The sequence below is a fragment of the Symplocastrum torsivum genome, assembly GCF_059505465.1.
In genome coordinates, this window is record NZ_JCACKQ010000055.1 from 20,267 (window position 1) to 45,193 (window position 24,927).

General features: G+C 46.0%; 27 protein-coding genes and 5 pseudogenes. 28 read left to right on the forward strand and 4 right to left on the reverse strand.

What is annotated here, in order from left to right:
• The first annotated feature begins 86 nt into the window (after positions 1-86).
• From AC5JL3_RS17825 to AC5JL3_RS17870, 10 genes are all read left to right on the forward strand, one after another.
• A complete protein-coding gene (locus AC5JL3_RS17825; RefSeq protein WP_496075762.1) occupies positions 87-2,342 on the forward strand; it encodes a TOMM precursor leader peptide-binding protein in 2,256 nt (751 codons plus the stop codon).
• 283 nt (positions 2,343-2,625) lie between these two features.
• On the forward strand, positions 2,626-2,982 hold the full coding sequence (locus AC5JL3_RS17830) for a hypothetical protein (protein ID WP_496075763.1): 357 nt from the start codon (positions 2,626-2,628) through the stop codon (positions 2,980-2,982).
• Between the two features lie 128 nt (positions 2,983-3,110).
• Positions 3,111-3,911: an aspartyl/asparaginyl beta-hydroxylase domain-containing protein gene (locus tag AC5JL3_RS17835; protein WP_496075764.1), complete on the forward strand. Its 801-nt coding sequence runs from the start codon at positions 3,111-3,113 to the stop codon at positions 3,909-3,911.
• Complete coding sequence (locus tag AC5JL3_RS17840; protein ID WP_496075765.1) at positions 3,904-5,349, forward strand: FAD-dependent oxidoreductase; 1,446 nt, start codon at positions 3,904-3,906, stop codon at positions 5,347-5,349. Before AC5JL3_RS17835 ends, AC5JL3_RS17840 begins: the two co-directional genes overlap by 8 nt.
• Before the next feature lie 13 nt (positions 5,350-5,362).
• Positions 5,363-5,806: a hypothetical protein gene (locus tag AC5JL3_RS17845; RefSeq protein ID WP_496075766.1), complete on the forward strand. Its 444-nt coding sequence runs from the start codon at positions 5,363-5,365 to the stop codon at positions 5,804-5,806.
• Between the two features lie 12 nt (positions 5,807-5,818).
• Positions 5,819-6,823, forward strand: a complete 1,005-nt coding sequence (locus AC5JL3_RS17850; protein ID WP_496075767.1) for a SagB/ThcOx family dehydrogenase — start codon at positions 5,819-5,821, stop codon at positions 6,821-6,823.
• Between the two features lie 267 nt (positions 6,824-7,090).
• Positions 7,091-7,720 (forward strand): response regulator, encoded by a 630-nt coding sequence (locus AC5JL3_RS17855; protein ID WP_496075751.1) that lies wholly within the window; start codon positions 7,091-7,093, stop codon positions 7,718-7,720.
• A gap of 242 nt (positions 7,721-7,962) precedes the next feature.
• Positions 7,963-8,643 (forward strand): isochorismatase family protein, encoded by a 681-nt coding sequence (locus AC5JL3_RS17860; protein WP_496075768.1) that lies wholly within the window; start codon positions 7,963-7,965, stop codon positions 8,641-8,643.
• Between the two features lie 175 nt (positions 8,644-8,818).
• The gene (locus AC5JL3_RS17865; RefSeq protein WP_333433094.1) at positions 8,819-9,259 is read left to right on the forward strand and encodes a nuclear transport factor 2 family protein; all 441 of its coding nucleotides are present in this window, start codon (positions 8,819-8,821) and stop codon (positions 9,257-9,259) included.
• Between the two features lie 7 nt (positions 9,260-9,266).
• Positions 9,267-10,208 (forward strand): NmrA family NAD(P)-binding protein, encoded by a 942-nt coding sequence (locus tag AC5JL3_RS17870; protein WP_496075769.1) that lies wholly within the window; start codon positions 9,267-9,269, stop codon positions 10,206-10,208.
• A gap of 17 nt (positions 10,209-10,225) precedes the next feature.
• On the opposite strand, the gene AC5JL3_RS17875 is transcribed toward AC5JL3_RS17870, so the two are convergent.
• Complete coding sequence (locus AC5JL3_RS17875; RefSeq protein WP_496075770.1) at positions 10,226-10,420, reverse strand: hypothetical protein; 195 nt, start codon at positions 10,418-10,420, stop codon at positions 10,226-10,228.
• A gap of 222 nt (positions 10,421-10,642) precedes the next feature.
• Positions 10,643-10,789, reverse strand: coding sequence for a hypothetical protein (locus tag AC5JL3_RS17880; protein WP_496075771.1), 147 nt, complete (start codon positions 10,787-10,789; stop codon positions 10,643-10,645).
• A gap of 1 nt (position 10,790) precedes the next feature.
• Between AC5JL3_RS17880 and AC5JL3_RS17885 the strand changes: the two genes are divergently transcribed.
• A complete protein-coding gene (locus AC5JL3_RS17885) occupies positions 10,791-11,288 on the forward strand; it encodes a tyrosine-type recombinase/integrase (RefSeq protein ID WP_496075772.1) in 498 nt (165 codons plus the stop codon).
• Here the strand turns inward: AC5JL3_RS17885 and AC5JL3_RS17890 are convergent.
• Both AC5JL3_RS17890 and AC5JL3_RS17895 read right to left on the reverse strand, forming a co-directional pair.
• Positions 11,285-12,118, reverse strand: a pseudogene (locus AC5JL3_RS17890) (Tn3 family transposase); the annotation flags it as partial. The gene AC5JL3_RS17885 and the pseudogene AC5JL3_RS17890 sit on opposite strands and share 4 nt — an antisense overlap.
• A gap of 15 nt (positions 12,119-12,133) precedes the next feature.
• Positions 12,134-12,583: pseudogene (locus AC5JL3_RS17895) on the reverse strand (DUF4158 domain-containing protein); the annotation flags it as partial.
• Between the two features lie 368 nt (positions 12,584-12,951).
• On the opposite strand from AC5JL3_RS17895, the pseudogene AC5JL3_RS17900 reads away from it, so the two are divergent.
• The 17 genes and pseudogenes from AC5JL3_RS17900 to AC5JL3_RS17980 form a co-directional block, all read left to right on the forward strand.
• Positions 12,952-13,166, forward strand: a pseudogene (locus tag AC5JL3_RS17900) (response regulator transcription factor); the annotation flags it as partial.
• 218 nt (positions 13,167-13,384) lie between these two features.
• Positions 13,385-13,942 carry a DsbA family protein gene (locus tag AC5JL3_RS17905; RefSeq protein WP_496075773.1) on the forward strand — a complete coding sequence of 186 codons (558 nt, stop codon included), beginning with the start codon at positions 13,385-13,387 and terminating at the stop codon, positions 13,940-13,942.
• A gap of 187 nt (positions 13,943-14,129) precedes the next feature.
• Entirely contained in the window at positions 14,130-14,312 is a 183-nt protein-coding gene (locus AC5JL3_RS17910) for a hypothetical protein (protein WP_496075774.1), read from the forward strand.
• Positions 14,309-15,064: an SDR family oxidoreductase gene (locus AC5JL3_RS17915; protein ID WP_496075775.1), complete on the forward strand. Its 756-nt coding sequence runs from the start codon at positions 14,309-14,311 to the stop codon at positions 15,062-15,064. The genes AC5JL3_RS17910 and AC5JL3_RS17915 overlap by 4 nt, the downstream gene beginning before the upstream one ends.
• 88 nt (positions 15,065-15,152) lie before the next feature.
• Entirely contained in the window at positions 15,153-15,278 is a 126-nt protein-coding gene (locus tag AC5JL3_RS17920) for an SDR family oxidoreductase (protein WP_496075776.1), read from the forward strand.
• A 160-nt stretch (positions 15,279-15,438) separates the two neighbouring features.
• A pseudogene (locus AC5JL3_RS17925) lies at positions 15,439-15,744 on the forward strand (SDR family oxidoreductase).
• 68 nt (positions 15,745-15,812) lie between these two features.
• Positions 15,813-16,406, forward strand: coding sequence for an ester cyclase (locus tag AC5JL3_RS17930; RefSeq protein ID WP_496075777.1), 594 nt, complete (start codon positions 15,813-15,815; stop codon positions 16,404-16,406).
• A 159-nt stretch (positions 16,407-16,565) separates the two neighbouring features.
• Positions 16,566-17,234, forward strand: a complete 669-nt coding sequence (locus tag AC5JL3_RS17935) for an NAD(P)H-dependent oxidoreductase (protein WP_190736661.1) — start codon at positions 16,566-16,568, stop codon at positions 17,232-17,234.
• A 157-nt stretch (positions 17,235-17,391) separates the two neighbouring features.
• On the forward strand, positions 17,392-18,147 hold the full coding sequence (locus tag AC5JL3_RS17940; protein WP_496075778.1) for an SDR family oxidoreductase: 756 nt from the start codon (positions 17,392-17,394) through the stop codon (positions 18,145-18,147).
• A gap of 270 nt (positions 18,148-18,417) precedes the next feature.
• Complete coding sequence (locus AC5JL3_RS17945) at positions 18,418-19,218, forward strand: SDR family NAD(P)-dependent oxidoreductase (RefSeq protein ID WP_496075779.1); 801 nt, start codon at positions 18,418-18,420, stop codon at positions 19,216-19,218.
• A 236-nt stretch (positions 19,219-19,454) separates the two neighbouring features.
• Positions 19,455-20,366, forward strand: a complete 912-nt coding sequence (locus AC5JL3_RS17950) for an alpha/beta fold hydrolase (RefSeq protein WP_496075780.1) — start codon at positions 19,455-19,457, stop codon at positions 20,364-20,366.
• A 21-nt stretch (positions 20,367-20,387) separates the two neighbouring features.
• Positions 20,388-20,615: pseudogene (locus tag AC5JL3_RS17955) on the forward strand (alcohol dehydrogenase catalytic domain-containing protein); the annotation flags it as partial.
• Complete coding sequence (locus AC5JL3_RS17960; protein WP_496075781.1) at positions 20,587-21,480, forward strand: pirin family protein; 894 nt, start codon at positions 20,587-20,589, stop codon at positions 21,478-21,480. The pseudogene AC5JL3_RS17955 and the gene AC5JL3_RS17960, both read left to right, overlap by 29 nt.
• 117 nt (positions 21,481-21,597) lie before the next feature.
• The gene (locus AC5JL3_RS17965; protein WP_496075782.1) at positions 21,598-22,620 is read left to right on the forward strand and encodes an LLM class flavin-dependent oxidoreductase; all 1,023 of its coding nucleotides are present in this window, start codon (positions 21,598-21,600) and stop codon (positions 22,618-22,620) included.
• Between the two features lie 109 nt (positions 22,621-22,729).
• The gene (locus AC5JL3_RS17970; protein WP_496075783.1) at positions 22,730-23,110 is read left to right on the forward strand and encodes an SgcJ/EcaC family oxidoreductase; all 381 of its coding nucleotides are present in this window, start codon (positions 22,730-22,732) and stop codon (positions 23,108-23,110) included.
• 215 nt (positions 23,111-23,325) lie between these two features.
• The gene (locus tag AC5JL3_RS17975; RefSeq protein ID WP_496075784.1) at positions 23,326-23,727 is read left to right on the forward strand and encodes a RidA family protein; all 402 of its coding nucleotides are present in this window, start codon (positions 23,326-23,328) and stop codon (positions 23,725-23,727) included.
• Positions 23,728-23,834: 107 nt separating this feature from the next.
• Entirely contained in the window at positions 23,835-24,803 is a 969-nt protein-coding gene (locus tag AC5JL3_RS17980) for a zinc-dependent alcohol dehydrogenase family protein (protein WP_496075785.1), read from the forward strand.
• Positions 24,804-24,927 lie beyond the last annotated feature (124 nt).

A 24,927-nucleotide genomic window follows, 5' to 3' on the forward strand; every position in this document is an offset into this window, starting at 1 on the left:
TGCGATCGCTCTCCATCTCATAGTTCAAGCTAGGCAATACCTAACAGAGTACAGCAACTTTTATTTACTGAACGTGCGAATTAACAATGCTAAAAAAACCTGTATTTAAACCCCACTTCCATGTTGAAGTTATCGAGCCAAGTAGCGTCTATCTACTCAGCGAACATGAACATCATGCTCTTAGCAGTCACCTTTATACGTTGCTTGCTCCCTTGCTTGATGGTCAGCATAATGTCGATGACATTGTGCAGCACCTAGAAGCTGAAGTATCAATGCTTGGTGTTTACAATGCCCTTACCCGTTTGGAGAGTCAGGGTTATTTAGCAGAAGCAGATCAGACATTGCCATCGCAACAAGCAGCATTTTGGAGTTTGCTAGGTACTGATTCAGAAACAGCTCTAAGTAAGCTAAAAAATACCAGAGTCAGCGTAGTATCGTTTGGCAACGTTGAAACAAAAGAGTTTATTTCTGCTCTCAAGTCATTAAATATCAATGTTGACGAACAAGCCGATATAACAGAAACTGATTTAACAATTGTCTTAACGGATGACTATTTACAAATTGGTTTAAGTGAATTCAACCAAGAAGCCGAAGCACGCCAAAAACCTTGGTTATTAGTTAAACCTGTTGGTACGGTTATTTGGCTGGGACCGCTATTTGTCCCACCTCGTACTGGATGTTGGGAATGTCTTGCTCAACGGTTACAGGGAAAACGAACCGTTGAAACAAGCATCGCCCAGCAGAAAGGAGCCACTGAATACTTTTCAACCTCTCGTGCCGTTCTTCCTGTGAGCTTGCAAATGGGAATCAATTGGGCAGCGCTGGAAACGGCAAAACAGATAGTTATAGAAACACCTTCACAGCTAGAAGGTAAAATATTCACCTTCAATACAACGCAGCTATCCATCGAGCAGCATATTCTTGTTAAACGTCCGCAATGTCAAGTATGTGGCGTTTCTGTGAAAGAAGAGAAACCACAAGTGATCGCACTTCAAAGTCAGAAAAAACGATTCACTCTTGATGGGGGACATCGTGGCTTCTCTCCCGAAGAAACTCTCAAAAAATATTCACATCATATTAGTCCAATCACAGGAGTAATTAGCGAGTTACTGAAACTCGAAAGCGATAACAATTTGATTCATGTTTACACTGCCAGCCATCTAAATCGCAAAAGTTCTAACAATTTAGTTGAGCTACGTCAGAATTTAAGTTCCAACAGTGCTGCTGGAAAAGGCAAAACCGACAGTCAATCAAAAGCGAGTTGTCTTTGTGAAGCACTGGAAAGATACTCTGGTATTTTTACCGGAAATGAGTATCGCCTCAAAGGAACTTATGCACAACTAGAATCTATCGCAATTCATCCTAACGACTGTGCCCAGTACAGCACTACCCAATACCAGCAACGGGAAGTATGGAACGCCCAGCATGGAGGTTTTGCTTGGGTTCCTGAAGCATTTGATGAAGACAAAGAAATAGAGTGGACACCTGTTTGGTCGCTAACTGAGCAAAAATTCAAATATTTGCCCACAGCTTACTGTTACTACGACTATCCCCAAGTGGATGGTCATCGCTTCTGTATGGGAGATTCTAATGGCAATGCAGCAGGCAACACCTTAGAGGAAGCAATTCTTCAAGGATTCATGGAATTGGTGGAGAGAGATAGTGTTGCACTGTGGTGGTACAACCGCATCCAGCGTCCTGCTGTTGATTTAGCTAGTTTTGATGAACCCTATCTGAAAGCCTTGCGAGACTATTACCAGAGTCAGAATAATGAACTTTGGGTTATCGATATTACTAGCGATCTCAATATTCCCTCTTTTGCTGCCATTGCCATAGTTCGAGGTACTAACCAAACCTCAGAATTGATCGCGCTCGGTTTTGGTACTCATTTTGACCCGAAAATTGCTATTCTCCGAGCCGTTACTGAAGTAAACCAATTTCTGGCGATGTTGTCGCACCATCAGACGACAAAAGAGTTTGATAACCCAGATTTGGAATACTGGTATAAAGAAGCCACATTGTCCAATCAGCCTTATCTCGTTCCCGATCCAAGCGCTAAGCCCAAAGTCTATGCTGATTACCCAAAATATTGCAGCAGCGATCTAAAACAAGACGTGCTTACCTGTGTAGAAATTGCTGCTAATCATGGCTTAGAAACCCTAGTTCTCGACCAAACCCGTCCAGATATAGGATTGAGCGTTGTCAAGGTTATTGTTCCTGGACTGCGGCATTTCTGGTGTCGGTTTGCTCCTGGGCGACTTTATGATGTTCCTGTGCAAATGGGTTGGTTATCAACGCCACTGAAAGAAGAGCAGCTTAACCCAATTCCAATGTTTTTCTAATCCCAGCCTTTTTAACCCTGTCTGTGCTGGGCAATTGCCACTGGATGCCTGCGAGTTCAGTGGTTGCATTAGGCATCCTCGACTACATATCCCTCTCCTAAGAAACAGCAATGTTTCTTTACATACATAAGGAATGTGATCACCTTCCTGAACAGCTTCTGTCACTTTCTGAAATACGAAGTAACAAGAAAGCGAAATTATCGATCAGGAAAAAAGAATGCAGTCTGTCCAATCTACAATCAGCAAACTTTCTGAAGTAAAAAATTTACTTGGAGATCGTACAATGAAACGTCTAATTTTTGGTAGTCTATCTCTCTTACTGATGTCTGCTACTACTGCACCTGCCATCAAAGCACAACCGCCAGTGGCAATTGATCCAGCCGAAGCCAGAGTCGTCCCATCCTATATTCAACAGACAACACCAGTAAATCTTGTTTCCCTCGCTTATCGGGGTTACTTCAAAAACCAAGGTATTTCCAGCTATGCTGTTCTCATTGCAGCGCACCAATCTGGCGAAATTAATGCCCAAGAACTTGTCCAGGTTGCTGTAGAAGCGAACCGAGTGTCAGCAGAAGCTTTATCCGACTCTGGGTATCTTAGTGCTGTCGAGCAAGGACTTAGAGATCTACAAGACGACTAGTAAGCTGTTGTGCATCTAAGTGGTCTATTTAACGAATTGTTTTTAGGGAAGAGGGGAACGGTGAAAGGAAAAGACTTTTTCCCCTTTCCTTTTTGCCTTCATTCTTGTAGATGTTCAAACTTCTATTAGTGAGTTTGCACTCAGTACTTGTCACAATTAAGAAAAAAGAGTTTGCCGAAATGCAATTCCTTCAGGCTTTTAACCAGATAATCAAAAAGTATAATTCCTTAATTTTGAGTACAATATTTGGATATTTTGAGGAATTAATTGCTCGTTTTTCTTTGGCGGGAAATTCTCCGATTTTTGCTAACCAGCAATTTGACTGGGTAGAAACATTGGAAGCTAACTGGTCGAAAATTAAACAAGAACTCGATGAAATTCTGAAATATAGAGAGGAGTTACCAAACTTTCAAGATATATCTCCAGAACAATATGTAATTTCTCCGGATAATCGCTGGAAAACATATTTTTTATATGGTTATGGTGTCAAAGCTGAACAAAATTGTGCCCGATGTCCTGAAACCACCAAAATCATTGAACAAATTCCTGGAATGACAACAGCTTTTTTTTCAATTCTCTCACCTCATAAACACATTCCAGAGCATCGTGGATATTACAAAGGCGTGATTCGTTGTCATTTAGGACTAATCATTCCTCAACCTTTTTTTAAGTGTAGAATCCGCGTTGGTAATGAGGTTGCTTTTTGGCAAGAAGGCAAGGCTTTAATATTTGATGATTGTTATCAACATGAAGTTTTGAATGAGACAGATGGGGTTCGAGTTGTATTGTTTCTTGATGTCATCAGACCATTGCCATTTCCTTTATCAATAATTAATCAGTATTTGATTAATTTGATTGCTAAATCCAGCTTGGTAAAAAATGGCATTAAAAACCAGAATGAATGGGATAAACGTTTAGAAAATGTCTAAGTTTGAAAAACGGCAACAAGTCATTAGCAACGGTAGTCATGGTTTAGTTATTGGCAGTGGCATTGCTGGATTGCTGGCAGCCAGAGTGTTGCTCAACCACTTTGCGTTTGTCACTGTAGTTGAGCGCGACTCACTACCGGAACAACCTGGGGCGCGACCGGGAGTGCCTCAAACACTGCATTCTCATGGACTGCTCAAACGAGGTAGTAACATTCTAGAGCAGCTTTTTCCGGGCTTGGAAGCAGAATTGGTCGCTGCTGGTGCTATTTTGGTCGATCTAATCGCAGACACTTTAACTCTCATCCAACAGGATTCTTTTCCTCGCTGCCCTTCAGACTTAATTGTTCCTAGTTGTAGTCGTAGCCTTTTAGAATGGTCGATTCGCTGTCGTCTGCCCAAAAGCGATCGCCTGCAATTTCTAGACGCTACTCAGGTGAAAAAACTGTTAACTGACGAGACTAACTCTAGGATTACAGGGGTACAATTACTTGATCGCGATGACTTGCAGTTGGGAGAATTAACTGCCGATTTAGTTGTCGATGCTAGCGGACGCCAATCCAATATGCCCAAGTGGTTGGAGGAATTAGGCTATCCGACTCCTGCTGAAACCAAAGTTAACGCCTTTTTAGGCTATACGACTCGCTGGTACGAACGCCCTCAGCAGTTGGATGCAGATTGGAAAATGATGCTTGTGATGCCCCAATACCTCCATGAATCGCGTAGCGGCGTACTGATTGCGATGGAAGGGAACCGCTGGGTACTGAGTCTTTATGGTTTTAATCAAGATTATCCGCCTACGGATGAGGTGGGTTTTCTAGAATTTGCTCGGACATTATCTAATCCGGCTCTCTACCAAGCCGTCAAAGATGCCAAGCCTGTTTCTCCTATCTACAGCTTCCGCAACACAGAAAATCGGTTACGCCACTACGAGAAGTTGAAACTACCAGAAGGGTTAGTAGTCATGGGAGATGCCGTCTTTGCCTTCAATCCCTTCTATGGTCAGGGAATGAGTGCTGCTGCCGTGGGTGCCCTAGAACTGGATCGGTGTATTGAGCAGCAATTACGCTCTCGCACCGATCTAACAGGAGTAAGCGATCGCTTTCAAAAACAACTTGCTCAAAGCTTACAAGCTCCTTGGCTGCTGGCAACAAATCGCGATCGGGCGCGGTTGTCAGCCGTGGATGCAACAATGACAGGTAAAAAGCTCGGGTTGATCGATCACCTTTCAAGGCAATATGGGCAGGAAGTTGAAGCGTTATTGAAGAGCAGTCCTGAGCGCTACCGAAGCTTAATGGAAGTTTACCACATGGTTAAGACTCCCACCGCCCTGTTTAATCTGAAGTTCGCCTTAAATGTGGCAAAACAGGTTTTGAAGAGAAACATAGCTAATTATAGTCATGCTATCTGGGCGGTGCGATCGCTAACCCCACCTTTATAGCAGCAGTATTTTCATGAACGACTATCTAACCACCAATCGAAATAACTCACCTTACCCACACCTGCTTGATGCACTACTTATTCTTACATTTAACGATGATGTCTCTCTGACTCAAAATGAAGACGAGCAAATCGTTCTGGCATCTCTCCATCATAAGCTAACCTTTAAAGCCGTACAGCTCGGGTTAAAAAAGGCATTATTTGCTCTTGCGAATAATGGTGCAACCTTAGAAGAAATGAACAACTGGGTACAGCAAGATCGAGGAGAATTTATAGTTCTAAAATTTTATCAATATCTGCAAAAATTCACTCGTTTTGGCTGGTTGTGTCATTCTGTTGTTGCCAAAGGATGTCTCATCGCTACAGCTAAACCAATGACTACAGATTGTCAGTTTTTACTGGCAACGGCTGTTGCTCATAACCAGTATGTTTTATCAAAATTTGCATATGTTCATTAGGTTAATGGACAGATGATATTAGAGTCGCCATTATCAAAAATGGTAATTCATCTATTAAGTTGGCAAGCAATAGCTATAGTGGGTTTACTTGCTAATCCTTGTATTTGCCGTGAAATAGCAACACAAATTCAGGGGATTGAACTCGATACAATCCAACAATTTACTAGTTTACTCTTGAGTACGCAAATGCTGTCTGAAGTGGCTGAAGATGGAGCTATTTCAGAACAAACCGATATTATCTTAGCTCAATGGGAATTCCACGACTTACTGTTTCATTCTCGCAGCCGCAGCGGCAGACATGCTAATCCAGTTGGCGGAACGTACCGTTTTTTAGGTCAGATCGCACCGCTTCCAGCCCTCAAGCCTCGAACATGGAACAAAAGCATAACACTATATAAACCCGATTTAGAAAATCTCAAAACTTCAGATATTTCTTTCACTCAGGTTTTGGAAAGTAGAAAATCTATTGGAGAACATGGAGAAATGCCAATCACGGCTCAACAGCTAGGAGAATTTCTCTATCGTTGCGCCAGAATTAGAAACCTGCTCCAAACCGAGAAAGGTGAATTGCTCAGCCGTCCTTATCCTAGTGGTGGAGCAATGTATGAACTAGAACTTTATCCTGTTGTTAATCGCTGCCAGGATATTTTGCCGGGTTTGTATTACTATCAGCTGCAAGCTCATGAATTGTGTTGTATTTCCAGCGAAACGGAAGCTGTGGAAGCCTTACTGAAGGGAGCTAGTATGGCAATGGGAAAGCAAGAGATACCTCAAGTCCTAATTGTAATTACCGCTCGATTCCAACGCTTAGCTTGGAAGTATGAATCTATAGCTTACGCACTTATGCTGAAACACGTTGGTGCTTTATACCAAACTATGTATTTAGTGGCAACAGCGATGAATCTTGCTCCTTGCGGTATTGGTACTGGTGACTCCGATTTATTTGCTAAAGCAGCAGGATGCAATTATTACGCTGAAACATCTGTTGGAGAATTTGCACTTGGTAGTGGGACTTAAACAAAAATAGATCTCTTGCAAAAGTCGATTTTTAGCTGTAGGGCGAAGCATTTGCGGCCAGATTTATCGGTGAAATCAGGGTTTTTATCCGCAAATGCTTCGCCCTTTTCGGATTTATGCAAGAGGTCTATTTCATCCTCTGAGGGTTTTGGCTTACTCGGCATGAGCGAACGGGCAGAGCGCATCGGCGCACAACTCACTATTCGGAGTCAACCTGGACAAGGAACAGAAATTATTGTCACCGTCAACCCTTGAGTGAGCATCACGATGAGCCAAGCTACGACCATTCAGGTTCTGATTGCGGACGATCATGCCATTTTTCGGCAAGGATTAGCCACGATTATTGACCGTGACCCAGAGATGCAGGTGATTGCCCAAGCCGAAAATGGGGAACAAGCGATCGCTCTATTTGGGGAACACCAACCGGATGTCACTTTAATGGATCTGCGAATGCCGGAAGTGGAAGGAGTTGCCGCCATCGGTGCAATTTGTGCTGCTGCTAAATCGGCTCGGATTATTGTACTAACCACGTATGATAGTTACGAAGATATCTATCGGGGATTGCAGGCAGGCGCAAAAGGATACCTGTTGAAAGAAACTGAACCGGACGAGCTTCTGAATGCGATTCGTACTGTTCATCGGGGTCAGAAGTATATTCCGCCCGATGTAGGAGCCAAGTTGGTACAGCGCCTCAGCAATCCAGAACTGAGTGAAAGAGAACTGGCAGTCCTCCGCTCACTGGCACAGGGGATGAGTAATGCCGATATTGCGACTGCTTTGAGTATTGGTGAAGGCACGGTCAAATCCCATGTCAATCGAATTTTGAATAAGTTAGATGTCAGCGATCGCACCCAGGCTGTGATTGTTGCGGTTAAGCGCGGCATTGTTAGTTTGTAGGGTGTACTTTCGATCAAGTTGAGAGTCTAACTTAAGTTAGAGCCGACCTTCTACTTTGCGATGGAACGATTACTCTATCAATTTCTACTGTCAAACTTTTAACTCACTATAGACGACAGCTTGAAGGTGATTTCCTATATTGAACTTATTCTGAAAGAAGCTGAGTACTAGAACTGGCCACACTTCAGATAGCTAGGAAAAAACGACATTGATTGAATTTGAATGAAAAAGGAGACAAACCCATGAGCAACACCATCGACACAATGATCGATCCCAACGACGCCGTGCTGCTGCTGATTGATCATCAGAGCGGACTCTTCCATCTTGTGCGTGATATCGAACTCCCAGTTCTCCGCTCCAATGTCACAGCGCTCGCTAAGATTTCCCGACTCGTCAAGATTCCGACCTTCACAACTGCTTCGGTACCCGATGGTCCCAATGGTCCCCTGATTCCCGAAATCCACCAGCACAATCCTGAGGCAGTTTACATTCCGCGCACAGGACAGATTAATGCCTGGGATAACCCAGCTTGGGTAGATGCTATCGAGAAGACCGGGCGAAAGACTCTCCTCATCGCCGGAACTCTCACCAGTACATGCATGGCGTTTCCGACTCTGAGCGCACTGGCAGCTGGTTACAAGGTCTTCACGATCATTGACGCTTCCGGCAACTGGAGCCAGATGGCAACCGACCTCACTCTGGCTCGCGTCGTCCAGGCGGGAGCCATGCCCATCGACACTTACGCAGTAATGAGCGAACTCATGAACACGTGGAACCGTCCGGACGCAATGGAGTTTGCCGCTATTGCGGTTGACCACATCGTGCCGCCTTACCGCGCCCTGATGGAGAGCTATGACAAAGCTCAATCCGTGCAACGAGATGGACGAGAGACCAAGCTTGATCGGCAAATGGCACCTGTGTAAAAGCACCTAATTGCAACGCGCACGCACAAAATAAAAAAAGGGAAGGTGAGGAGTTAGTTATCAATTCCTCGCCCGCATTCCCGATAAGAGTGTCCGTAACACTCTAGCAAGCAGGCTAATCGGGTCGTCCTCGCCCTACAGCTTTTGTCCGATCCTTAACTAACCAACACGAGATATGGAACAAAATTCGATCGCTCAAGTTTTTGCCACTCATCTTGCATTGATTGGAACAGATGTGGAGGCTTGGTCTGATCTCTTGGCTGAAAATGCGATCGTAGAATTTCCCTATGCATCTGCGCTAGGTGCGATTGTTCGATTTGAAGGCAAACCTGCAATCTACAACCACATGAAGAATGCAGTCTCACAATTGCAAAACTGGGTCTTTACCGATGTTTGTGAATATCAAACACTGATTCCAAATGTTCTATTCGCTGAATTTCATGGGGAAGCTGTGTTTGTAGCGACGGGTCAGCCCTATCAGCAAGACTATGTGGTGCGACTAGAAACCAAGAATGGAAAGATTATTCACTACCGCGAATACTGGAATCCGGCTCCAATACTTGAGCTAATGGGTAGCAGCGAAACTGCCTTCGACTGGATTCAAACCCATAGATAGGACAGAGATGAAAATTGTAATTGCAGCCGCATCTGGTAACATTGGACGACGTACCGCAGAAAAAGTCATCCAGGCAGGAGCCGAAACGATTCTTTTAGCCCGACATCCAGAGAAGTTAGCGGATCTGGTCGAAGGTGCGATTGCCTCCGGCAACAGCGAAGTTCGCGTTCAGCCGATCAGCAGCGATGATGCTCAAGAATTGATAGAAGTAACCCAGCGGGCAGATGCTTTGTTTTGGCTGACACCACCGAAGCTCGATGTGCCTAACATGAGGGATTGGTATCTTCAAACCGCAAAAGCGGGCGCGAACGCTGTATCCGCAAACGGCATTCCGCGAGTCGTGAACATTTCCAGCATTGGTGCGGGTGCAAAACCAAACTTGGGCACAGTTTCATTCAGTGGAACTGTTGAATCAATCCTCAATCAAATGGCTGCCAATGTAGTTCACTTACGTCCCGGCTATTTTATGGAGAATTTCCTGGCGCAAATCGAGACGATCCAAAGCGAACGCACGGTTCGATTTCCTTATCCGAGTGATCATGATATTCCCTGGATTAGCACTGATGATATCGGAGATGTGGCAGCACACTATCTCCTGGATCAGCGTTGGGCAGGTCAGTGGACTCGTAATTTAATGGGAGCCGAAAACCTAACATTGCTTGAAACATCTGCTATCTTGTCACGAGTGTTGAGCTATTCGATTGAATATGCTCAAGTCAGTATCGAATCGCTCCAGCAGCAGTTTGCCGCAATGGGAGCGACTGCTGAGGTTCAGCGCGAAATGGGTGATCTATTCCGTGCGCTTGGCGATCCGGATGGAGTTTATGCCACAGCACGAACCCCGGAAGCAACAACACCCACAACATTCGAGCAGTTTGTTAAAAACAAGATCCTTCCAAATCTTTTAAGCTTTTCAAGCAAGGCAACGCCTTTAAGTAAGCATAGCTAACGCTGAAGGATTGAAGTTTACAGCTTTTTACCGAAGTGCGACCTCGCCGCTGTTCGACTGAATTTCTCGGCGAGTTCACCTTGATGAGCTTTGAGAATAATCTGTACCTGTCTGACTAGCCGTTGTGAACTGGTATGACGACGCAAGATTTGTTGCACAATTGCTTGCTGCCGTTGACTTAACTGGATTGGTAATGGTGATAGACCCGACATCTTTTTGCTTGAGCCGCTTTTGGCTGTTCGCTCAAATTTGAGCTAATCCTACCACCTTTCTAACTGCTTACTTACTTGGCGAAAATAGAAGGTTCGTGCAACCAGGGGCAATGTAGTGTGTTATTGCAAAAGTCAACCCCTTTTTAGGGCTGGACTGATAAGTAATACAAATCATGACTTTGCCTAATTTGTCTCCTTCTAGGCAAAGTATGCTGGAAATATCTACCCCAGCATGAGGGATTGACCCATGCTATTTCTCACCAGCCAACTTCCATTTTCGGCAAAGATATTTTCTCGTCCTCTTCCACCACCGAAAAAATCATCTTCATCAGAACGAGAATATCTACGCATCTCAGAAGTCAAAGCCATAATGAGCGCGGCCAAAAAAGTAGGTCGTCATGGTGTCAGAGATGCAGCGATTATTCTACTGATGTTTCGTCACGGGCTGAGAACCGCTGAATTAGTAGCTCTGAAATGGTTGCAGGTAGATTTAGTAGGAGGCTACATCGAAGTCCGAAGAGCCAAACATGGTCATGATAGCATTCATCCCCTACGTTCTCCGGAACTCAGAGCCTTACGTCAAATTCTCAAGAGTTATCCCGATACCCAATACGTTTTCGTATCAGAACGAAAAGCTCCTCTCTCAACTCGCTCAATTCGCCACATCGTAGCTAGAGCAGGAGAACTAGCTGGAATACCATTAATGGTTCATCCCCATCAACTGCGCCACGCTTGTGGCTACTATTTAGCTTCTCTTGGGCATGATACTAGAGCGATTCAAGATTATTTAGGGCATAAGAACATTCACCACACAGTTCGTTATACACAGATGTCACCTCAAAGGTTTGAAAGTTTCTTTCCGGATTAAGCTACCGATAGTTGCGTTAGCCGAGCAATTCTTTCGGTCATATCCAACTTGAACGTGCCATAAGGATTGACATGACTAAAAATCAGAGGTGTAATTGCTCTTAAATCAGTTGCAGTAAGCTTTTGCTCCCAATGCTTCTGAGCTAGTACACTCTGAATCATCAAGGTATTCACATACACCAAACATATTTGCAATAGGTGCAAAGATAACACGGATAACTCCTGAGTTTCCAAGCGATTTGAGGCAAACTCCCCACCTTTACCGTAAAAGATAAAATCATTAACCCCATTCCATCTTTCCACCACATTTAAGCCTTCATTAACTTCCCGTCGTACTGCCTCCTCTTCGAGATATTGGCACAGGAAAATTGTCTTAATTACTCGACCCAATTCCAGCAAAGCTAGATAGGTAGGGTGAATAATCGGATTTTTGCTAAAACGTTTTAATATGGCTTCGGTTTCTGCCGTTCCCAACCTCAAAGCTGTGGCATACTTCACCATCTGGTCGTATTGTTGGCGAATTAAATCCCAATTAATCGGACGGGTCAGAATGGGCTGTAGATTAGGATAGGCATCACTGTGACCAGTATAAGGATGATACAACTTCTGCGTTTTAATCCGCTTGAGCCTGGGCATTAACTGAAACCCCAATAGGTGAGTAAAAGCAAAAGCCAAGTCCGATGCTTTAAGTTTTCCCTGAAGCTTCTCTGAGTCAGCCTTTTCTATGTTATTGGTTTCTTCTGTGGTGAGGAGAAGGTCAATTTGTTCGATATTTGTGGGAGTAAGTTGAGAGAAAATTTGATTACAGAACTTGGTTTCGTGTTGGTGAATAGCACTACGAGTTAAACGTTCAACCTGTTGGGGGGTTGGGGGTTCAATTTGTAATTCCCGAAACCTTTGATAGATAAGTTGAAGGAGTGGTTCAAATCTTTGTTCATTAGGCAAAATGTTTTCGATTAACCAATTAGACATCTCCTCCGAATCCGAGAGAGTAGCAGTCCGAAACCCGAATAACTGACGAATTTCCGCACGATGATTTTTAAGAGAACGTCCTTGCCAATTGTATTGAGAATACAAATTAGGGTCAATTTTTAGTTGTGAGGCGATGTAAGAGATAATAAGGTCTGGTATTTCGGCATCTGAGTCAGGAAACCGAGCCACTAGTTGAAAAGATTTTAGTAAAATGGCAAAACCAATCTGATTAGCACCGACTTTCTTATTGACCCGTTCTAATTCTTGGGGAAGAAGTGTCCAATTTTCGACGAGTTCTTCTGTATCCCAATGTGGTTTGACCATTCATTCTCAACTCCTATCAGGCAATCCCAGATTTGAGTTGAGCATAAATGAATAGATAGTCGTATTTTCAGAAATTTATCAAAAGTGCAGATTTAAGAGAGTTTGTCAAATTCAGTCAAAATAGTATATTTAGAAAACTTATTAATAAGTGGTGAAAATGGGTATCATTCATCATTAAGAAACAAAGGCTGAAACCTATACATATCAATGGTTTCAAGTCAGGGTTGCCCCAGCTTGTACCAACCTTCTATTTTCGCCTACTTCTGCGACGCTGTACTAAGCGTATCCTCGAACTTTCATCTAAAGTTTTCAGCTCGATGAAATTTTTGTTCTTCAAGTTATGAGTTAGCCATTCCCGTATGCGTTGTATGATACAGCGAATGAGCAATCCAGAACTGAGTGAACGAGAACTGGCGGTACTCCGTTCACTGGCACAGGGGATGAGTAACGCTGATATTGCGGCGGCTTTGAGCATCGGTGAAGGTACAAATCCCATGTCAATCGGATTTTGAATAAGCTAGATGTCAGCGATCGCACCCAAGCTGTGATTGTTGCCGTTAAGCGCGGCATTGTAAGTTTGTAGGACGTACTTTCGATCAAATTCGGATTCTAACTTAAGTTAGAGCCAGCTTTATACTTTGCGATGGCATGGTTAATCTATCAATTTGCACTGTAAAAAATTTAACTTGCTATAGGCGACAGCTTGAAGGCGACCACCTATATTGAATTTATGCAAGCAGTCATGCAAATGGATCGAGCAAGTAAATTGCACGTTTCCATGCTTGATACAGATGTAAAAAGATGAGCAACGAAAGTAGCCACAGGTCTTTACTTGTACCACCTTCAACTCAAGATTGGATTCAAGGTATTCTGAGTGCCAAGGTAGTGCTGGTGATGTACGGAGACTATCAATGCCCTAGAAGTGCGGACGTTTACAAGCTGATTAAAGCGATCAAACGAGAGCTTAGTGCTGCTTTTGGAGAAAATTATTTATGCTTCATCTTCCGTCATTTTCCACAAACACAGATTCATCCCCATGCTCAACGGGCAGCCCAAGTCGCTGAAGCCGCCGCCGCCCAAGGAAAGTTTTGGTTAATGAGCGATACTTTATTTGACCATCAACAAAGGTTGGAGAACGGTTATCTTGTCGAGTACGCCAATGATTTAGGGCTTGACATTCCTCAATTTCTCAAAGAGTTGTCTAAACAAGTGCATATCGATCGCATCAACGAAGATATTGAAGGCGGAATGCAGAGTGGAGTAACGACTGCCCCAGTCCTGTTTATCAATGGAATTCGGTATGCCGAGCGCTGGAACACGACGGAGTTGATGGCTGCCATGATTGCTGCAAGTCATTAAGTTCCCCGATCTTTGCTCTCAATTCATATCTGACTTGCCTGTAAGTGCTGTAAGCCATCTAATTTTGATGGCTAGACTTTGCCTATTCTGCTGAACAAAATTACCGCTTTTTGAACCATGCCAACAACTGAATTCCTGCGTATTGATTTAGTGAATTACAAATCAGTATTTCATTGAGGATAATTCTATGACACGTTTACTAGTACAAGGCAAGAATAATTCTGGGCATGAAGGTACACCTCAGACTGATTCTCTTCAGGACTCCTCAGTCAATCATGCTCTGATTGCGATCGCGCAAGAAGTCACTGAGTTGCTGAGACAAGCTTACCCGATACAAACTGACGAAATTGAAACAGGAGAAACAGAATGATACTGCAAGATAAAGTGGCGTTAGTCACCGGAGGCACATCGGGAATTGGCAGAGCAACAGCGATCGCTTATGCCAAACAACAAGCAAAGGTGGTGGTAGTTGGTCGTCGAATTGATAAAGGTGAAGAAACGGTTCGATTGATTAAGAAAGCTGACGGAGAGGCTATTTTTGTGCAAGCAGATGTTACGAAAGAAGCCGATGTTAAAGCAATAGTTGATAAAACGATTGACGTTTTTGGTCGGTTGGATATTGCCTTTAATAATGCAGGAATGGGCGGCGAAAATCCCTCATTGATTGAGCAAACAGAAGCTGAATATGACCGCACTATGAATGTCAATGTCAAAGGTGTTTGGTTGTCGATGAAATATGAAATTGCTCAGATGTTGAAACAGGGAAGTGGTGCGATCGTCAATATGGCATCTGTGGTTGGAGTCGTTGCACTTCCTAACATACTCCTCTACACCGCGAGTAAACATGCGGTAGTAGGCTTAACAAAAGCTGCTGCCCTCCAATATGCCAAAGCAGGTATTCGCATCAATGTCGTTGCACCAGCAGCAATCGAAACAGATATGTTTGAAGCTGCTACAGGTGGGCAGGATGAAGCCAAAGCTTACATAACAGGACTTCACCCGATCGGACGGGTTGGAACACCTCTTGAAGTTGCAAATGCAGTCCTGTTTTTATCATCTGACATGGCATCGTTCATAACAGGTGAAACGTTGATGGTAGATGGTGGGTATGTAGCGCAGTAGTTGAAAGGCAGTACGAAACGTTGCGACCAAGTAGCGATCGACAGCGATATGAATCCCGCAGACAGCGACTTTGCCGTAGAGCAGACCGATGACTGCCCTCGGTCGCTATGGACAGGGTGACGAGGTAGCTGGCATGGTCTCTTATCTCGCCAGTTCTGAAGCGGCTTTTGTTACGGGCGCAAGTCTCAAAATTGATGGCGGCTATACCGCTTGAACAACAGGTAATCCAGATCTGCAACCACTACAGCAATCCTAATTGGAGCCTGACGGGTCGTAGGGATGGAACCCTGGCTGGAGGCGCAGCCCTCACTCCCCTTATTCACAAGTAGGTCGTAAACGCTACAAACCTTATTCAGAGAAATTCAGAAGACATCATGATTTCGCAAAAACTCTCAGAAAAAGTTGCACTCGTCACTGGCGGCACCAGCGGCATCGGACTTGCCACTGCTAAGCGATTTGTCGCCGAAGGTGCCTATGTCTTTATCACGGGTCGTCGTTAGACTGAACTTGATGCTGCTGTAAACGAGATTGGTAAGAACGTTACTGGCATTCAGGGCGATGTCTCAAATCTGGCAGATCTCGATCGGCTTTACGCCACGATCGAGCAAGAGCAAGGTCACTTGGATGTAATCTTTGCCAATGCTGGCGTTGCCGAACAAGAATCTGACAAATCATTTTAAGAATCTGAAAGCAGTCAAGCCTTGGAACTCAAGACACTTTAGATAGATAAAACCAGGAGTATTTAATCATGGTTAAAGAGCAAACTGTAGACGGACAAGCAAATTTACAAGCAACTACCAATTTGACACCAGCCCAGGAGTATTTGCAAGCACTTTGGGAAGAGCATCTGCGACACGAGTTTGGCACTCACAGTACTGAAGATGCCCTCGCTACGATGCTTGAAGATGCTTACGTTAACCACATCCCGGTAATGACTGGGGGAGTCGGGAAACCAGCAGTGCGCGAGTTTTATTCCAAATACTTGATTCCACAGATGCCGCCCGACATGGAGTTGACCCCAATCTCGCGCACGATCGGGACTAATCAACTCGTCGATGAAATGGTGGCTAAGTTCACTCATACCATTCAGATGGACTGGATGCTACCCGGCATTGCTCCGACTCTTAAACGTGTTGAAGTGCCAGTGGTAGCGATTATTCGGTTCCGTGACGGCAAGCTAGCCCATGAACACATCTACTGGGATCAGGCGAGTGTATTGATTCAACTTGGCTTGCTCGATCCTGGTACGCTGCCCGTTGTAGGGGTTGACAGTGCGCGCAAGGTACTTGATCCGAGCTTGCCCTCAAACGCACTGATCGATCGTGCCAGCGATCGCGACTAAGCGTAGGAGCCAGCAAATATCAATGCCTAAACCCGCCATTTTGCAACCAGGATCGCAACTCGCCTGACCCAGCCACGTTCTATACCCGTGGTGAAAAAGGCTATCTGGATTATCCAGCCCTAGCAAAAGTTTAGAAACTTAGAAAACGAAACAACTCACATGAAAGTTTTGATTGTTCTTGCACACCCAGAGTCGAAAAGCTTTAACGGAGCAATGTTTCAGACAGCAATTGACACGTTCAAAGACTCTGGGCATGATGTTCAATATTCAGATCTCCATACCATGAGATTTGACCCTGCATCCGATCGCCGCAACTTTACGTCTGTCAAAGATCCTGACTACTTTAAGCAGCAACTTGAAGAGATGTATGCAACTGAAGTTGGAGGATTCATTCCAGAAATTGAAGCTGAGATCCAAAAACTGGAATGGTGCGATCTGATGATTTGGCAATTCCCTTTGTGGTGGTTCAGTGTCCCTGCAATTTTGAAGGGGTGGGTCGATCGCGTCTTTGTTATGGGGCGTGTTTACGGTAATGGACATATTTATGAAACGGGCAGATTTCGAGGTAAGCAAGCAATGCTCTCGTTGACCACAGGTAGCACAGAAGAGGACTATCTTGCAGGCGGTTTTAACGGTGATATCCATGCTATTCTGCGCCCAATTCAGCGAGGGATGCTGCAATTCGCTGGTTTTGACGTTCTTGCTCCGCAGATTGTTTATGCCCCCGTTCGCCAAACAGATGCAGTTCGTCAACGTATCTTAAATGATTTTTCGCAACGATTGCGAACCATTGAACGTGAGTTGCCGATCGCCGTAGGTCAGTATTGATCGGCATGGAACTGGCGGGACTGGATTTATGGGGCACGCAGCCAGGATCGTACTCATCCTGGTTGTAGGAGGCGCTTCTTATTGCTGGCTCCTACACGTATTGCTCATTGAGTTTTTGACAAAGTGACACAGCCATTCACAACAAGAGGTAACTATCATGATGCTGAAAGACAAGGTTGCTTTAGTGACGGGAGGAACATCGGGCATTGGTAGAGCTACTGCGATCGCTTATGCCCAACAACAAGCAAAGGTGGTGGTGGTGGGTCGTCGAATGGATGAAGGTGAAGAAACTGTTCGATTGATCAAGGAAGCTGGCGGAGAGGCGATTTTTGTGCAAGCAGATGTCACGAAAGAAGCCGATGTTGAAGCAATGGTTGATAAAGCGGTTGGCGTTTTTGGTCAGTTAGATATTGCCTTTAATAATGCAGGAACTGTCGGCGAAAATCCCTCATTGATTGAGCAACCAGAAGCTGAATACGATCGCATGATGAACGTCAATGTCAAAGGCGTTTGGTGGTCGATGAAATATGAAATTGCTCAGATGTTGAAACAGGGAAGTGGTTCGATCATCAATACGGCATCTGCAAATGGAGTAGTTGCACTTCCTAGCGTACCTCTCTACACCGCGAGTAAACATGCGGTAGTAGGCTTAACAAAAGCTGCTGCCCTCCAATATGCCAAAGCAGGTATTCGCATCAATGTCGTTGCACCAGCAGCAATCGAAACAGATATGTTTGAAGCTGCTACAGGTGGGCAGGATGAAGCCAAAGCTTACATAACAGGACTTCACCCGATCGGACGGGTTGGAACACCTCTTGAAGTTGCAAATGCAGTCCTGTTTTTATCATCTGACCTGGCATCGTTCGTAACAGGTGAAACGTTGATGGTAGATGGTGGGTATGTAGCGCAGTAGTCGAACGACAGTGCGACACGTTGCGACCAAGTAGCAATCGACCTGCATCATCTGCTCGATCACTCTCCGTGCCGTTGGTTCCTCAAGGGCATCCCGGTAGTACGCAGTGTTTGATTGAGCAGTAATACATCCAAAGGAGTCCATCATGACGACAACACTTGCAGGCAAAGTTGCACTGGTAACGGGTGGTTCTCGCGGTTTAGGAGCGGTGATCGTAGGGTATGCGAAAGATCAAAACTTTTACACTCACAATTAACGAAAGGAAAAGAAATGGCTGAAAAATTTGGTGCAAAATCGACCGCCGACGAGGTGCTTTCCGGCATTAATCTCAAGGGAAAGCGATTTCTCATTACGGGTGCATCGTCAGGCATTGGGCTTGAAACCGCCCGCTCACTGGTCTCTCACGGCGCTAGCGTCGTCGGCGCGGTCAGGAACCTCGCTAAAGCTGAGCCAGCTACTGCATCGGTTCGTGATGCCGCGTCGCAGGGCGGCAGCCTGGAGTTGATCAATCTCGATCTGGCATCCTTGCAAAGCGTTCATGCCTGTGCGGATAAACTGTTGGCTGACGGTCAACCGTTCGATGCCATCATCGCTAACGCTGGCGTTATGGCAACTCCGTTCGGTCGAACGATCGACGGCTTTGAAGTCCAGTTCGGAACCAACCATCTTGGTCATTTCGCCCTGATCAATCAGATCGAGCCGCTGCTCGTCGATAATGGACGGCTGGTAGTCCTGTCGTCGCTCTCACATCGCGGTGCCGATATCGACTTGGACGATCCGAATTTTGAGCAGCAGGCATACGATCCATGGGTCGCCTACAGCCGATCGAAAACCGCCAATTCCCTGTTCGCTGTGGAGTTTAACAGGCGGCATCGCGATCGCGGCATTCGGGCTGCTTCGGTGATGCCCGGAAACAGTCTCACGGACCTGCCCCGCCATTTCTCGCCAGAGGATTTGCAGGAACTTTTGCAGACCGTTGACGCAGCGCACCGAAGCGGGTCTGCCGCCGAAAGAGTTGAAAGAAATTCCGCAGGCAGCCGCAACGTTGGTCTGGGCAGCAGTCGTAGCTGACAAAGACGAGATCGGCGGACACTATCTCGAAGATTGTGCAGTTGCGCCGATCAATGACACGCCCAACCCGTTTGCCGACGGCGTAAGGTCGTATGCACTTGACGCTAACAAAGCTAAGCAGCTTTGGGCGAAAAGCGAGGAATTGATCAGCGCTGTATCCTAAAGGTTTTCGACTTTTGTCACTAAAATTCAGATGCGTTTACCCTGGGATTTGGAATAGTCAGGAAAAACTATTCATGAGAAAGTTCATTCTTCGGTTAGTTATTATCGTTCTGGTTGTCAGTGTGCTTGTTGGCTCTGGTTGGCTGAATCGCGCAACTCCTGCTTCAACCTGTGACATCGCAACTCGCTCTACCCAAATCGGGAGTGGAACGCTTTCCTATAATCAAGCAGGGACAGGACAGCCGATTTTACTGCTGCATGGATTATTTGCCGAGAAAGAGCAGTGGAATGGCATGATGTGCGAGTTGGCTAGAGCAGGCTATCAAGCGATCGCACCCGATCTACCCGGTTATGCCAAGAGTACTGGATTTACCGTGAAAGACTATGCACTAGAGAATCAGGTAGCCCTCTTGCACCAGTTTGTCGAGCAGCTAAAGATTCAATCCCTTGATGTTGCAGGTAGCTCGATGGGGGGCACGATCGCAGTCCTTTACAGCCAGCTTTATCCCAACCAAGTTCGCAGCCTCGCCTTTATCGGTTCACCGCTAGGCGTAACGAATTGGGCAACTAGCGTCAGGAAATCGATTATTGAGGGCATCAATCCCTTTATTCCGATTACCAAAGAGCAGTTCGATCTAGAAATCAGTCTGCTTTTCGTGACGCCTCCTACGATTCCGGATGAGGTCAAAACCGAGAAAGTGAACGATTATGTGAATCGTAATCGAAATTATCAGCAGACTTGGGACATTGTGAATCTTTATGATGATGTGCTTTGTCAGTTGCCTCACAGTCGGGTTCCAACCCTGGCGATTTGGGGTCAGGAAGACAAAATCTATGATATTCGGGATGTCGAGCGCTCACATCGCTGTCTTCCAGGGAGTCAAATTATTCAATTACCCAAAGCAGGACATTTGCTGTTGATCGAAAATGCTCAGGAAGCAGCATCGAATTATCTTGGTTTTCTGAAAACAATCAAAAATCGATAGACGAATCAAGCCTTCAGCAATTACCCGATCGACTACCAAACTTGTCGTGGTGATTACAAGGAACTGGTTCGATTAGCCGCCATTCTTGGAGTCGATGTTTCAGGGGTGATTGAGGCAATTAGCGAAGCTGTGACTGATTTCAAGGTGGGAGACAACGTATATTACTCGCCGCAAGTTTTTGGAGAATTCGGTAGCTATGCTCAGAATGGATCGTACAAAAATGAGTATTCAGCAATTAATCACGCCTGAAAAGCACGACTTAGGTGGGTTTAGCGTACAGCGCATCTTACCGAGTGAAACCCTAAAAATGGTTGGACCTTTCATCTTCTTTGATCACTTGGGCCCAGCTATTTTCCCGGCTGGAAAAGGCGTCGATGTTAGACCCCATCCACACATCAATTTAGCGACGGTTACCTATTTGTTTGAAGGAAGCCTTCTGCATAGAGATAGTCTAGGTACAGTACAAGAGATTTTTCCGGGCGAGGTGAACTGGATGACAGCGGGCAAAGGTATTGTTCATTCTGAGCGATCGTCCGAGAGCTTTAGAGAGAAAGAATCTACTCTTCACGGCATTCAGACCTGGATTGCCCTCCCCGAAACCGCTGAAGAAGTTGAACCCAGCTTTTCACATTATCCGGCAACTGATTTACCGAGGTGGATTCAAACAGGCACCAGCGCGACCTTGATCGCCGGTAGCTACCAGTCTCACCAATCACCCGTTAAAACCTACTCTGCTACTCTTTACCTAGCGCTCGTTTTCACGGAGGGTAGTCAATTTCAGCTAGCGCCAACAGAAGGTTTAGAGAGGGCCGTTTATAGCGTCACCTCCGGCCTGTTCGTAAATGGAGAGCCGTTAGAGCCATATCGTCTAGCCGTTTTAGCGCCGGATGAATCAGTAAATATCAGTGCGGGGGCTGAGGCAAAAGCAATGATTATCGGCGGGGCACCAGTGGGCGATCGCACAAAGTACTGGAACTTTGTGTCGAGCCGCTCAGCGCGTATCGAGCAGGCAAAACGAGATTGGCAAGACCGCCGCTTCCCGGCGGTTCCCGGTGAAACTGAATTCATTCCGCTCCCTGATAATTCAGATCACGGTAGTAGCGCGCCCCTCTGAGCTGACAATGGTTGGGCGGTTTTGCTGAGCGAGAGAACAGCAGCTTAACTCGTACACCAAGGCTTTCTACTATTTCGGATTAAGTCTATTTCATTCGCAAAATGCTTGGGAAATGATATGGAAGTTGGAATTGACAGTTTTGCCTCGGTTGGAACGAGTGAAAATGGTGAAACGGCGGATGCCACGCAGTCCATCGCCGAACTGCTGGAGAGAATAGAGCAGGCGGATCGTTCCGGCTTGGATATCTTCGGTATTGGCGAGCATCATCGGCATGAATTTTTAGATTCGGCAAACGCGGTTATTCTCGCCGCTGCCGCCGCACGCACCGAGCGCATCCGTCTAACTAGCGCGGTTACGGTGCTGAGCGCGGCTGACCCGGTGCGCGTGTTTCAACAATTCGCCACGCTCGATTTGATTTCAAAAGGTCGCGCCGAAATGGTTGTCGGGCGCGGCTCGTTCACCGAAGCCTTTCCGCTATTCGGATTTAGTCTCGGCGACTACGACGAGATTTTCGCTGAAAAGCTCGAACTCTTGCTCAAAATTCGGGACAATGAAACGGTCGATTGGTCGGGCAAATTTCGCCCCGTGCTGGAAAACCAAGCGATTTATCCGCGTCCGCTGCAAAAGCCGTTTCCCATCTGGATCGGGGTCGGCGGTACGCCACAATCCTTTCTCCGCGCCGGAATGCTTGGACTGCCGCTCGTGGTCGCCATTATCGGCGGCGAAACGCATCGCTTTCGCTCGCTCGTCGATTTATACCGCGACGCCGGAAAGCGCGCCGGGTACGCGCCCGAAACATTGAAAGTTTCATTGCATTCAATCGGTTATGTCGCCGACACGACCGAACAAGCCGTTGAAGAGTTCTTTCCGGGCTACGCCGAAACCTTCACTAGAATCGGCAGAGAGAGAGGCTGGCCGCCCGTTACGCGCGCCGCTTTTGACGCGCAGCGCGGTGCGACCGGCGCGTTACTGGTTGGCAGTCCCAAAGAAGTGGCGGAGAAAATCCGCCGTCATAGCGAATCGCTCGGCGGCATTTCGAGAGTAACTTTTCAAATGGACAACGCGCAGATGAATCACGCCCAACTGATGCGCTCCATTGAACTGATTGGAATGCAAATGTCGCCACTCTTGAACGATTAAAATATGCTCACGATCGTAGACAACCTAGCCATCGTTCTATATACAGCTCAAAAGAAACATTGGGTGAAATTGAGGCAACCGCATCATTGTAATTTAGGTGCCCAAAACTATGAATTCACAAACAGCTCAAACCACCACCACTGCTGACGAGTCGGCAATCCGTGATTTTCTTCACCAGATGATTGATGCTTGGAATCGAGGCAGCGGTGAAGACTTTGCTGCTCCGTTTAGTGAAACTGCCGACTTCATCGCGTTCGAGGGAACGCATCTCAAGGGTCGAAAAGAAATAGCTGAATTTAACCAGCAAGCCTTCGACACCGTTGTCAAAGGAACACGCCTGGAGGGTGAGGTGAATTTCGTCCACTTCCTGAATTCTCAACTTGCTCTCATGAGCGGAGTTGTCAGGGTAATGCTGCCCGGACAACCCGAAACTTCACCGTCACGAGATTCGATGCAGCTATTCGTCGTGATGAAACGTGATCAAGATTGACAAATTGAAGGGCTACTCAATGCCCGGAAGTTGACGCTAGAACGGCAATTTTTCCTGGACGAGTTTGACTCGCTGAGTGAAGAGGCTCAACGTCAAGTAACCGATCTCGTTATAGATATCAAGCAGGCTTCACTTCAATCGCGTGAGTAAACAAAGAATTCGGCAACGATCGCGAATGAAATAAGAATCTGAAAGAAGTTAAGCATAGGAACACCATGAATAAGCCCAAGTTTTTTGTTACCCCCGGCTATGGGGAATACATGCTGAATAACTTGCATTACTCGCAAGCGGTAAAAATTGGCGATCGCGTAGAAATATCTGGACAAGGTGGCTGGGATGACAATCTGCAAATTCCCGAATCGCTTGCGGATGAGATTGATCAGGCGTTTCGGAACATAGAGCGAACCCTGGCAACTGCTGGTGCGGGTTGGGAGCATGTTGTCCACGTTAATTCCTACCATGTTGGTGGGTTTCCCCCAGAAGTTAACGATGTGATGGTCAAGCTATTTCGTCATTACATGCCCAACCACGCCCCAATTTGGACAGAGCTAGGCGTCGCAGCCCTTGCGCTACCAACGATGCGGATTGAAATCCGCGTTACGGCAATTGTTCCGTGAGTTTTGCACAAGCGGCAATGGGTTATTGCTAAGTTAGGGATTTACCTCCGCTGAGTGGTACCGAAATCCCGTCACTATTTATTCTGAATCAAGGAGGGTTGGCACAGATGGAATCTATGCAGGCAGCCGTGTTAACTGCGTTTGGTGATGCTGAGAAGTTTGAGATTCAAACTGTTCCCACACCAAAACTGAAGGCGAATCAGGTGTTAGTCAGAGTTTGTGCAACCTCGATTAACCCGGTCGATTACCAAACTCGTCGTGGTGATTACAAGGAACTGGTTCAATTACCCGCCATCATTGGAGTCGATGTTTCAGGAGTGATTGAGGCAATTGGCAAAGCTGTGACTGATTTCAAGGTGGGAGATGAAGTGTATTACTCGCCGCAAATTTTTGGAGAATTCGGTAGCTACGCTCAGTATCATGTGGCTGATGCAGCGATTGTTGCATTGAAGCCTGCAAATCTATCGCACATTGAAGCAGCTTCTTTTCCGCTTGCGGGCGGAACTGCTTGGGATTGTCTAGTGACTAGGGGCAATCTACAAGTTGGTGAAACAGTTCTCATCCATGCGGGTGCGGGTGGAGTAGGTTCGATCGCAGTTCAACTCGCCAAAGCGATAGGGGCATACGTTTTTGCGACCTGTAGTTCTAGAAACCGAGATTTCGTGACAGAACTGGGCGCAGATCGGGTGATTGATTACAAAAATGAAGATTACGTAGAAGTCATTCGTCAGGAAACAAATGGACTGGGTGTGGATTTAGTTCTAGATACGATTGGCGGAGAAACAATTCAGCGTAGTCTAGATATCATTCGTCCCTTCGGTAGACTCGTGAGCATTGTAGACATTGCAACTCCGCAATCGCTTCTTGAAGCATGGGGCAAGAATCTGACGATTCATTTTGTTTTGACACCCCAGTACCGAGCAAAATTAGAGGCTTTGACAAAACTGATCGAGCGTCATCAGCTTCGCCCAGTGATTGATTCAGTATTTTCTTGGGATCAGGTCGTTCTGGCACATCAGCGTCTAGAGCAGGGAGGAACACGGGGCAAAATTGTGCTGAAGTTTACAGAAAATTAGACCAGCTTTACAGCGTTGGTAATTGCTAAACGGATCGGAGTTTGATTGTGTGCTGAAGGTCAACATTGACAGGACTTACGCAACTGGCACAACGCGAAGGGTGAAGTAGTACAAATGCACTCTT

Coding starts and splice junctions, on each gene's coding strand:
- AC5JL3_RS17960 (WP_496075781.1), top strand. CDS start 20,587: ATGAGTATTCAGCAATTAATCACGCCTGAAAAGCACGACTTAGGTGGG.
- AC5JL3_RS17860 (WP_496075768.1), top strand. CDS start 7,963: ATGAGCAACACCATCGACACAATGATCGATCCCAACGACGCCGTGCTG.
- AC5JL3_RS17875 (WP_496075770.1), bottom strand. CDS start 10,420: ATGTCGGGTCTATCACCATTACCAATCCAGTTAAGTCAACGGCAGCAA.
- AC5JL3_RS17980 (WP_496075785.1), top strand. CDS start 23,835: ATGGAATCTATGCAGGCAGCCGTGTTAACTGCGTTTGGTGATGCTGAG.
- AC5JL3_RS17865 (WP_333433094.1), top strand. CDS start 8,819: ATGGAACAAAATTCGATCGCTCAAGTTTTTGCCACTCATCTTGCATTG.
- AC5JL3_RS17885 (WP_496075772.1), top strand. CDS start 10,791: ATGAGCGCGGCCAAAAAAGTAGGTCGTCATGGTGTCAGAGATGCAGCG.
- AC5JL3_RS17845 (WP_496075766.1), top strand. CDS start 5,363: ATGAACGACTATCTAACCACCAATCGAAATAACTCACCTTACCCACAC.
- AC5JL3_RS17920 (WP_496075776.1), top strand. CDS start 15,153: ATGACTGCCCTCGGTCGCTATGGACAGGGTGACGAGGTAGCTGGCATG.
- AC5JL3_RS17870 (WP_496075769.1), top strand. CDS start 9,267: ATGAAAATTGTAATTGCAGCCGCATCTGGTAACATTGGACGACGTACC.
- AC5JL3_RS17930 (WP_496075777.1), top strand. CDS start 15,813: ATGGTTAAAGAGCAAACTGTAGACGGACAAGCAAATTTACAAGCAACT.
- AC5JL3_RS17855 (WP_496075751.1), top strand. CDS start 7,091: ATGAGCCAAGCTACGACCATTCAGGTTCTGATTGCGGACGATCATGCC.
- AC5JL3_RS17950 (WP_496075780.1), top strand. CDS start 19,455: ATGAGAAAGTTCATTCTTCGGTTAGTTATTATCGTTCTGGTTGTCAGT.
- AC5JL3_RS17830 (WP_496075763.1), top strand. CDS start 2,626: ATGAAACGTCTAATTTTTGGTAGTCTATCTCTCTTACTGATGTCTGCT.
- AC5JL3_RS17970 (WP_496075783.1), top strand. CDS start 22,730: ATGAATTCACAAACAGCTCAAACCACCACCACTGCTGACGAGTCGGCA.
- AC5JL3_RS17965 (WP_496075782.1), top strand. CDS start 21,598: ATGGAAGTTGGAATTGACAGTTTTGCCTCGGTTGGAACGAGTGAAAAT.
- AC5JL3_RS17905 (WP_496075773.1), top strand. CDS start 13,385: ATGAGCAACGAAAGTAGCCACAGGTCTTTACTTGTACCACCTTCAACT.
- AC5JL3_RS17935 (WP_190736661.1), top strand. CDS start 16,566: ATGAAAGTTTTGATTGTTCTTGCACACCCAGAGTCGAAAAGCTTTAAC.
- AC5JL3_RS17825 (WP_496075762.1), top strand. CDS start 87: ATGCTAAAAAAACCTGTATTTAAACCCCACTTCCATGTTGAAGTTATC.
- AC5JL3_RS17910 (WP_496075774.1), top strand. CDS start 14,130: ATGACACGTTTACTAGTACAAGGCAAGAATAATTCTGGGCATGAAGGT.
- AC5JL3_RS17945 (WP_496075779.1), top strand. CDS start 18,418: ATGGCTGAAAAATTTGGTGCAAAATCGACCGCCGACGAGGTGCTTTCC.
- AC5JL3_RS17880 (WP_496075771.1), bottom strand. CDS start 10,789: ATGGCTTTGACTTCTGAGATGCGTAGATATTCTCGTTCTGATGAAGAT.
- AC5JL3_RS17840 (WP_496075765.1), top strand. CDS start 3,904: ATGTCTAAGTTTGAAAAACGGCAACAAGTCATTAGCAACGGTAGTCAT.
- AC5JL3_RS17975 (WP_496075784.1), top strand. CDS start 23,326: ATGAATAAGCCCAAGTTTTTTGTTACCCCCGGCTATGGGGAATACATG.
- AC5JL3_RS17850 (WP_496075767.1), top strand. CDS start 5,819: ATGATATTAGAGTCGCCATTATCAAAAATGGTAATTCATCTATTAAGT.
- AC5JL3_RS17915 (WP_496075775.1), top strand. CDS start 14,309: ATGATACTGCAAGATAAAGTGGCGTTAGTCACCGGAGGCACATCGGGA.
- AC5JL3_RS17940 (WP_496075778.1), top strand. CDS start 17,392: ATGATGCTGAAAGACAAGGTTGCTTTAGTGACGGGAGGAACATCGGGC.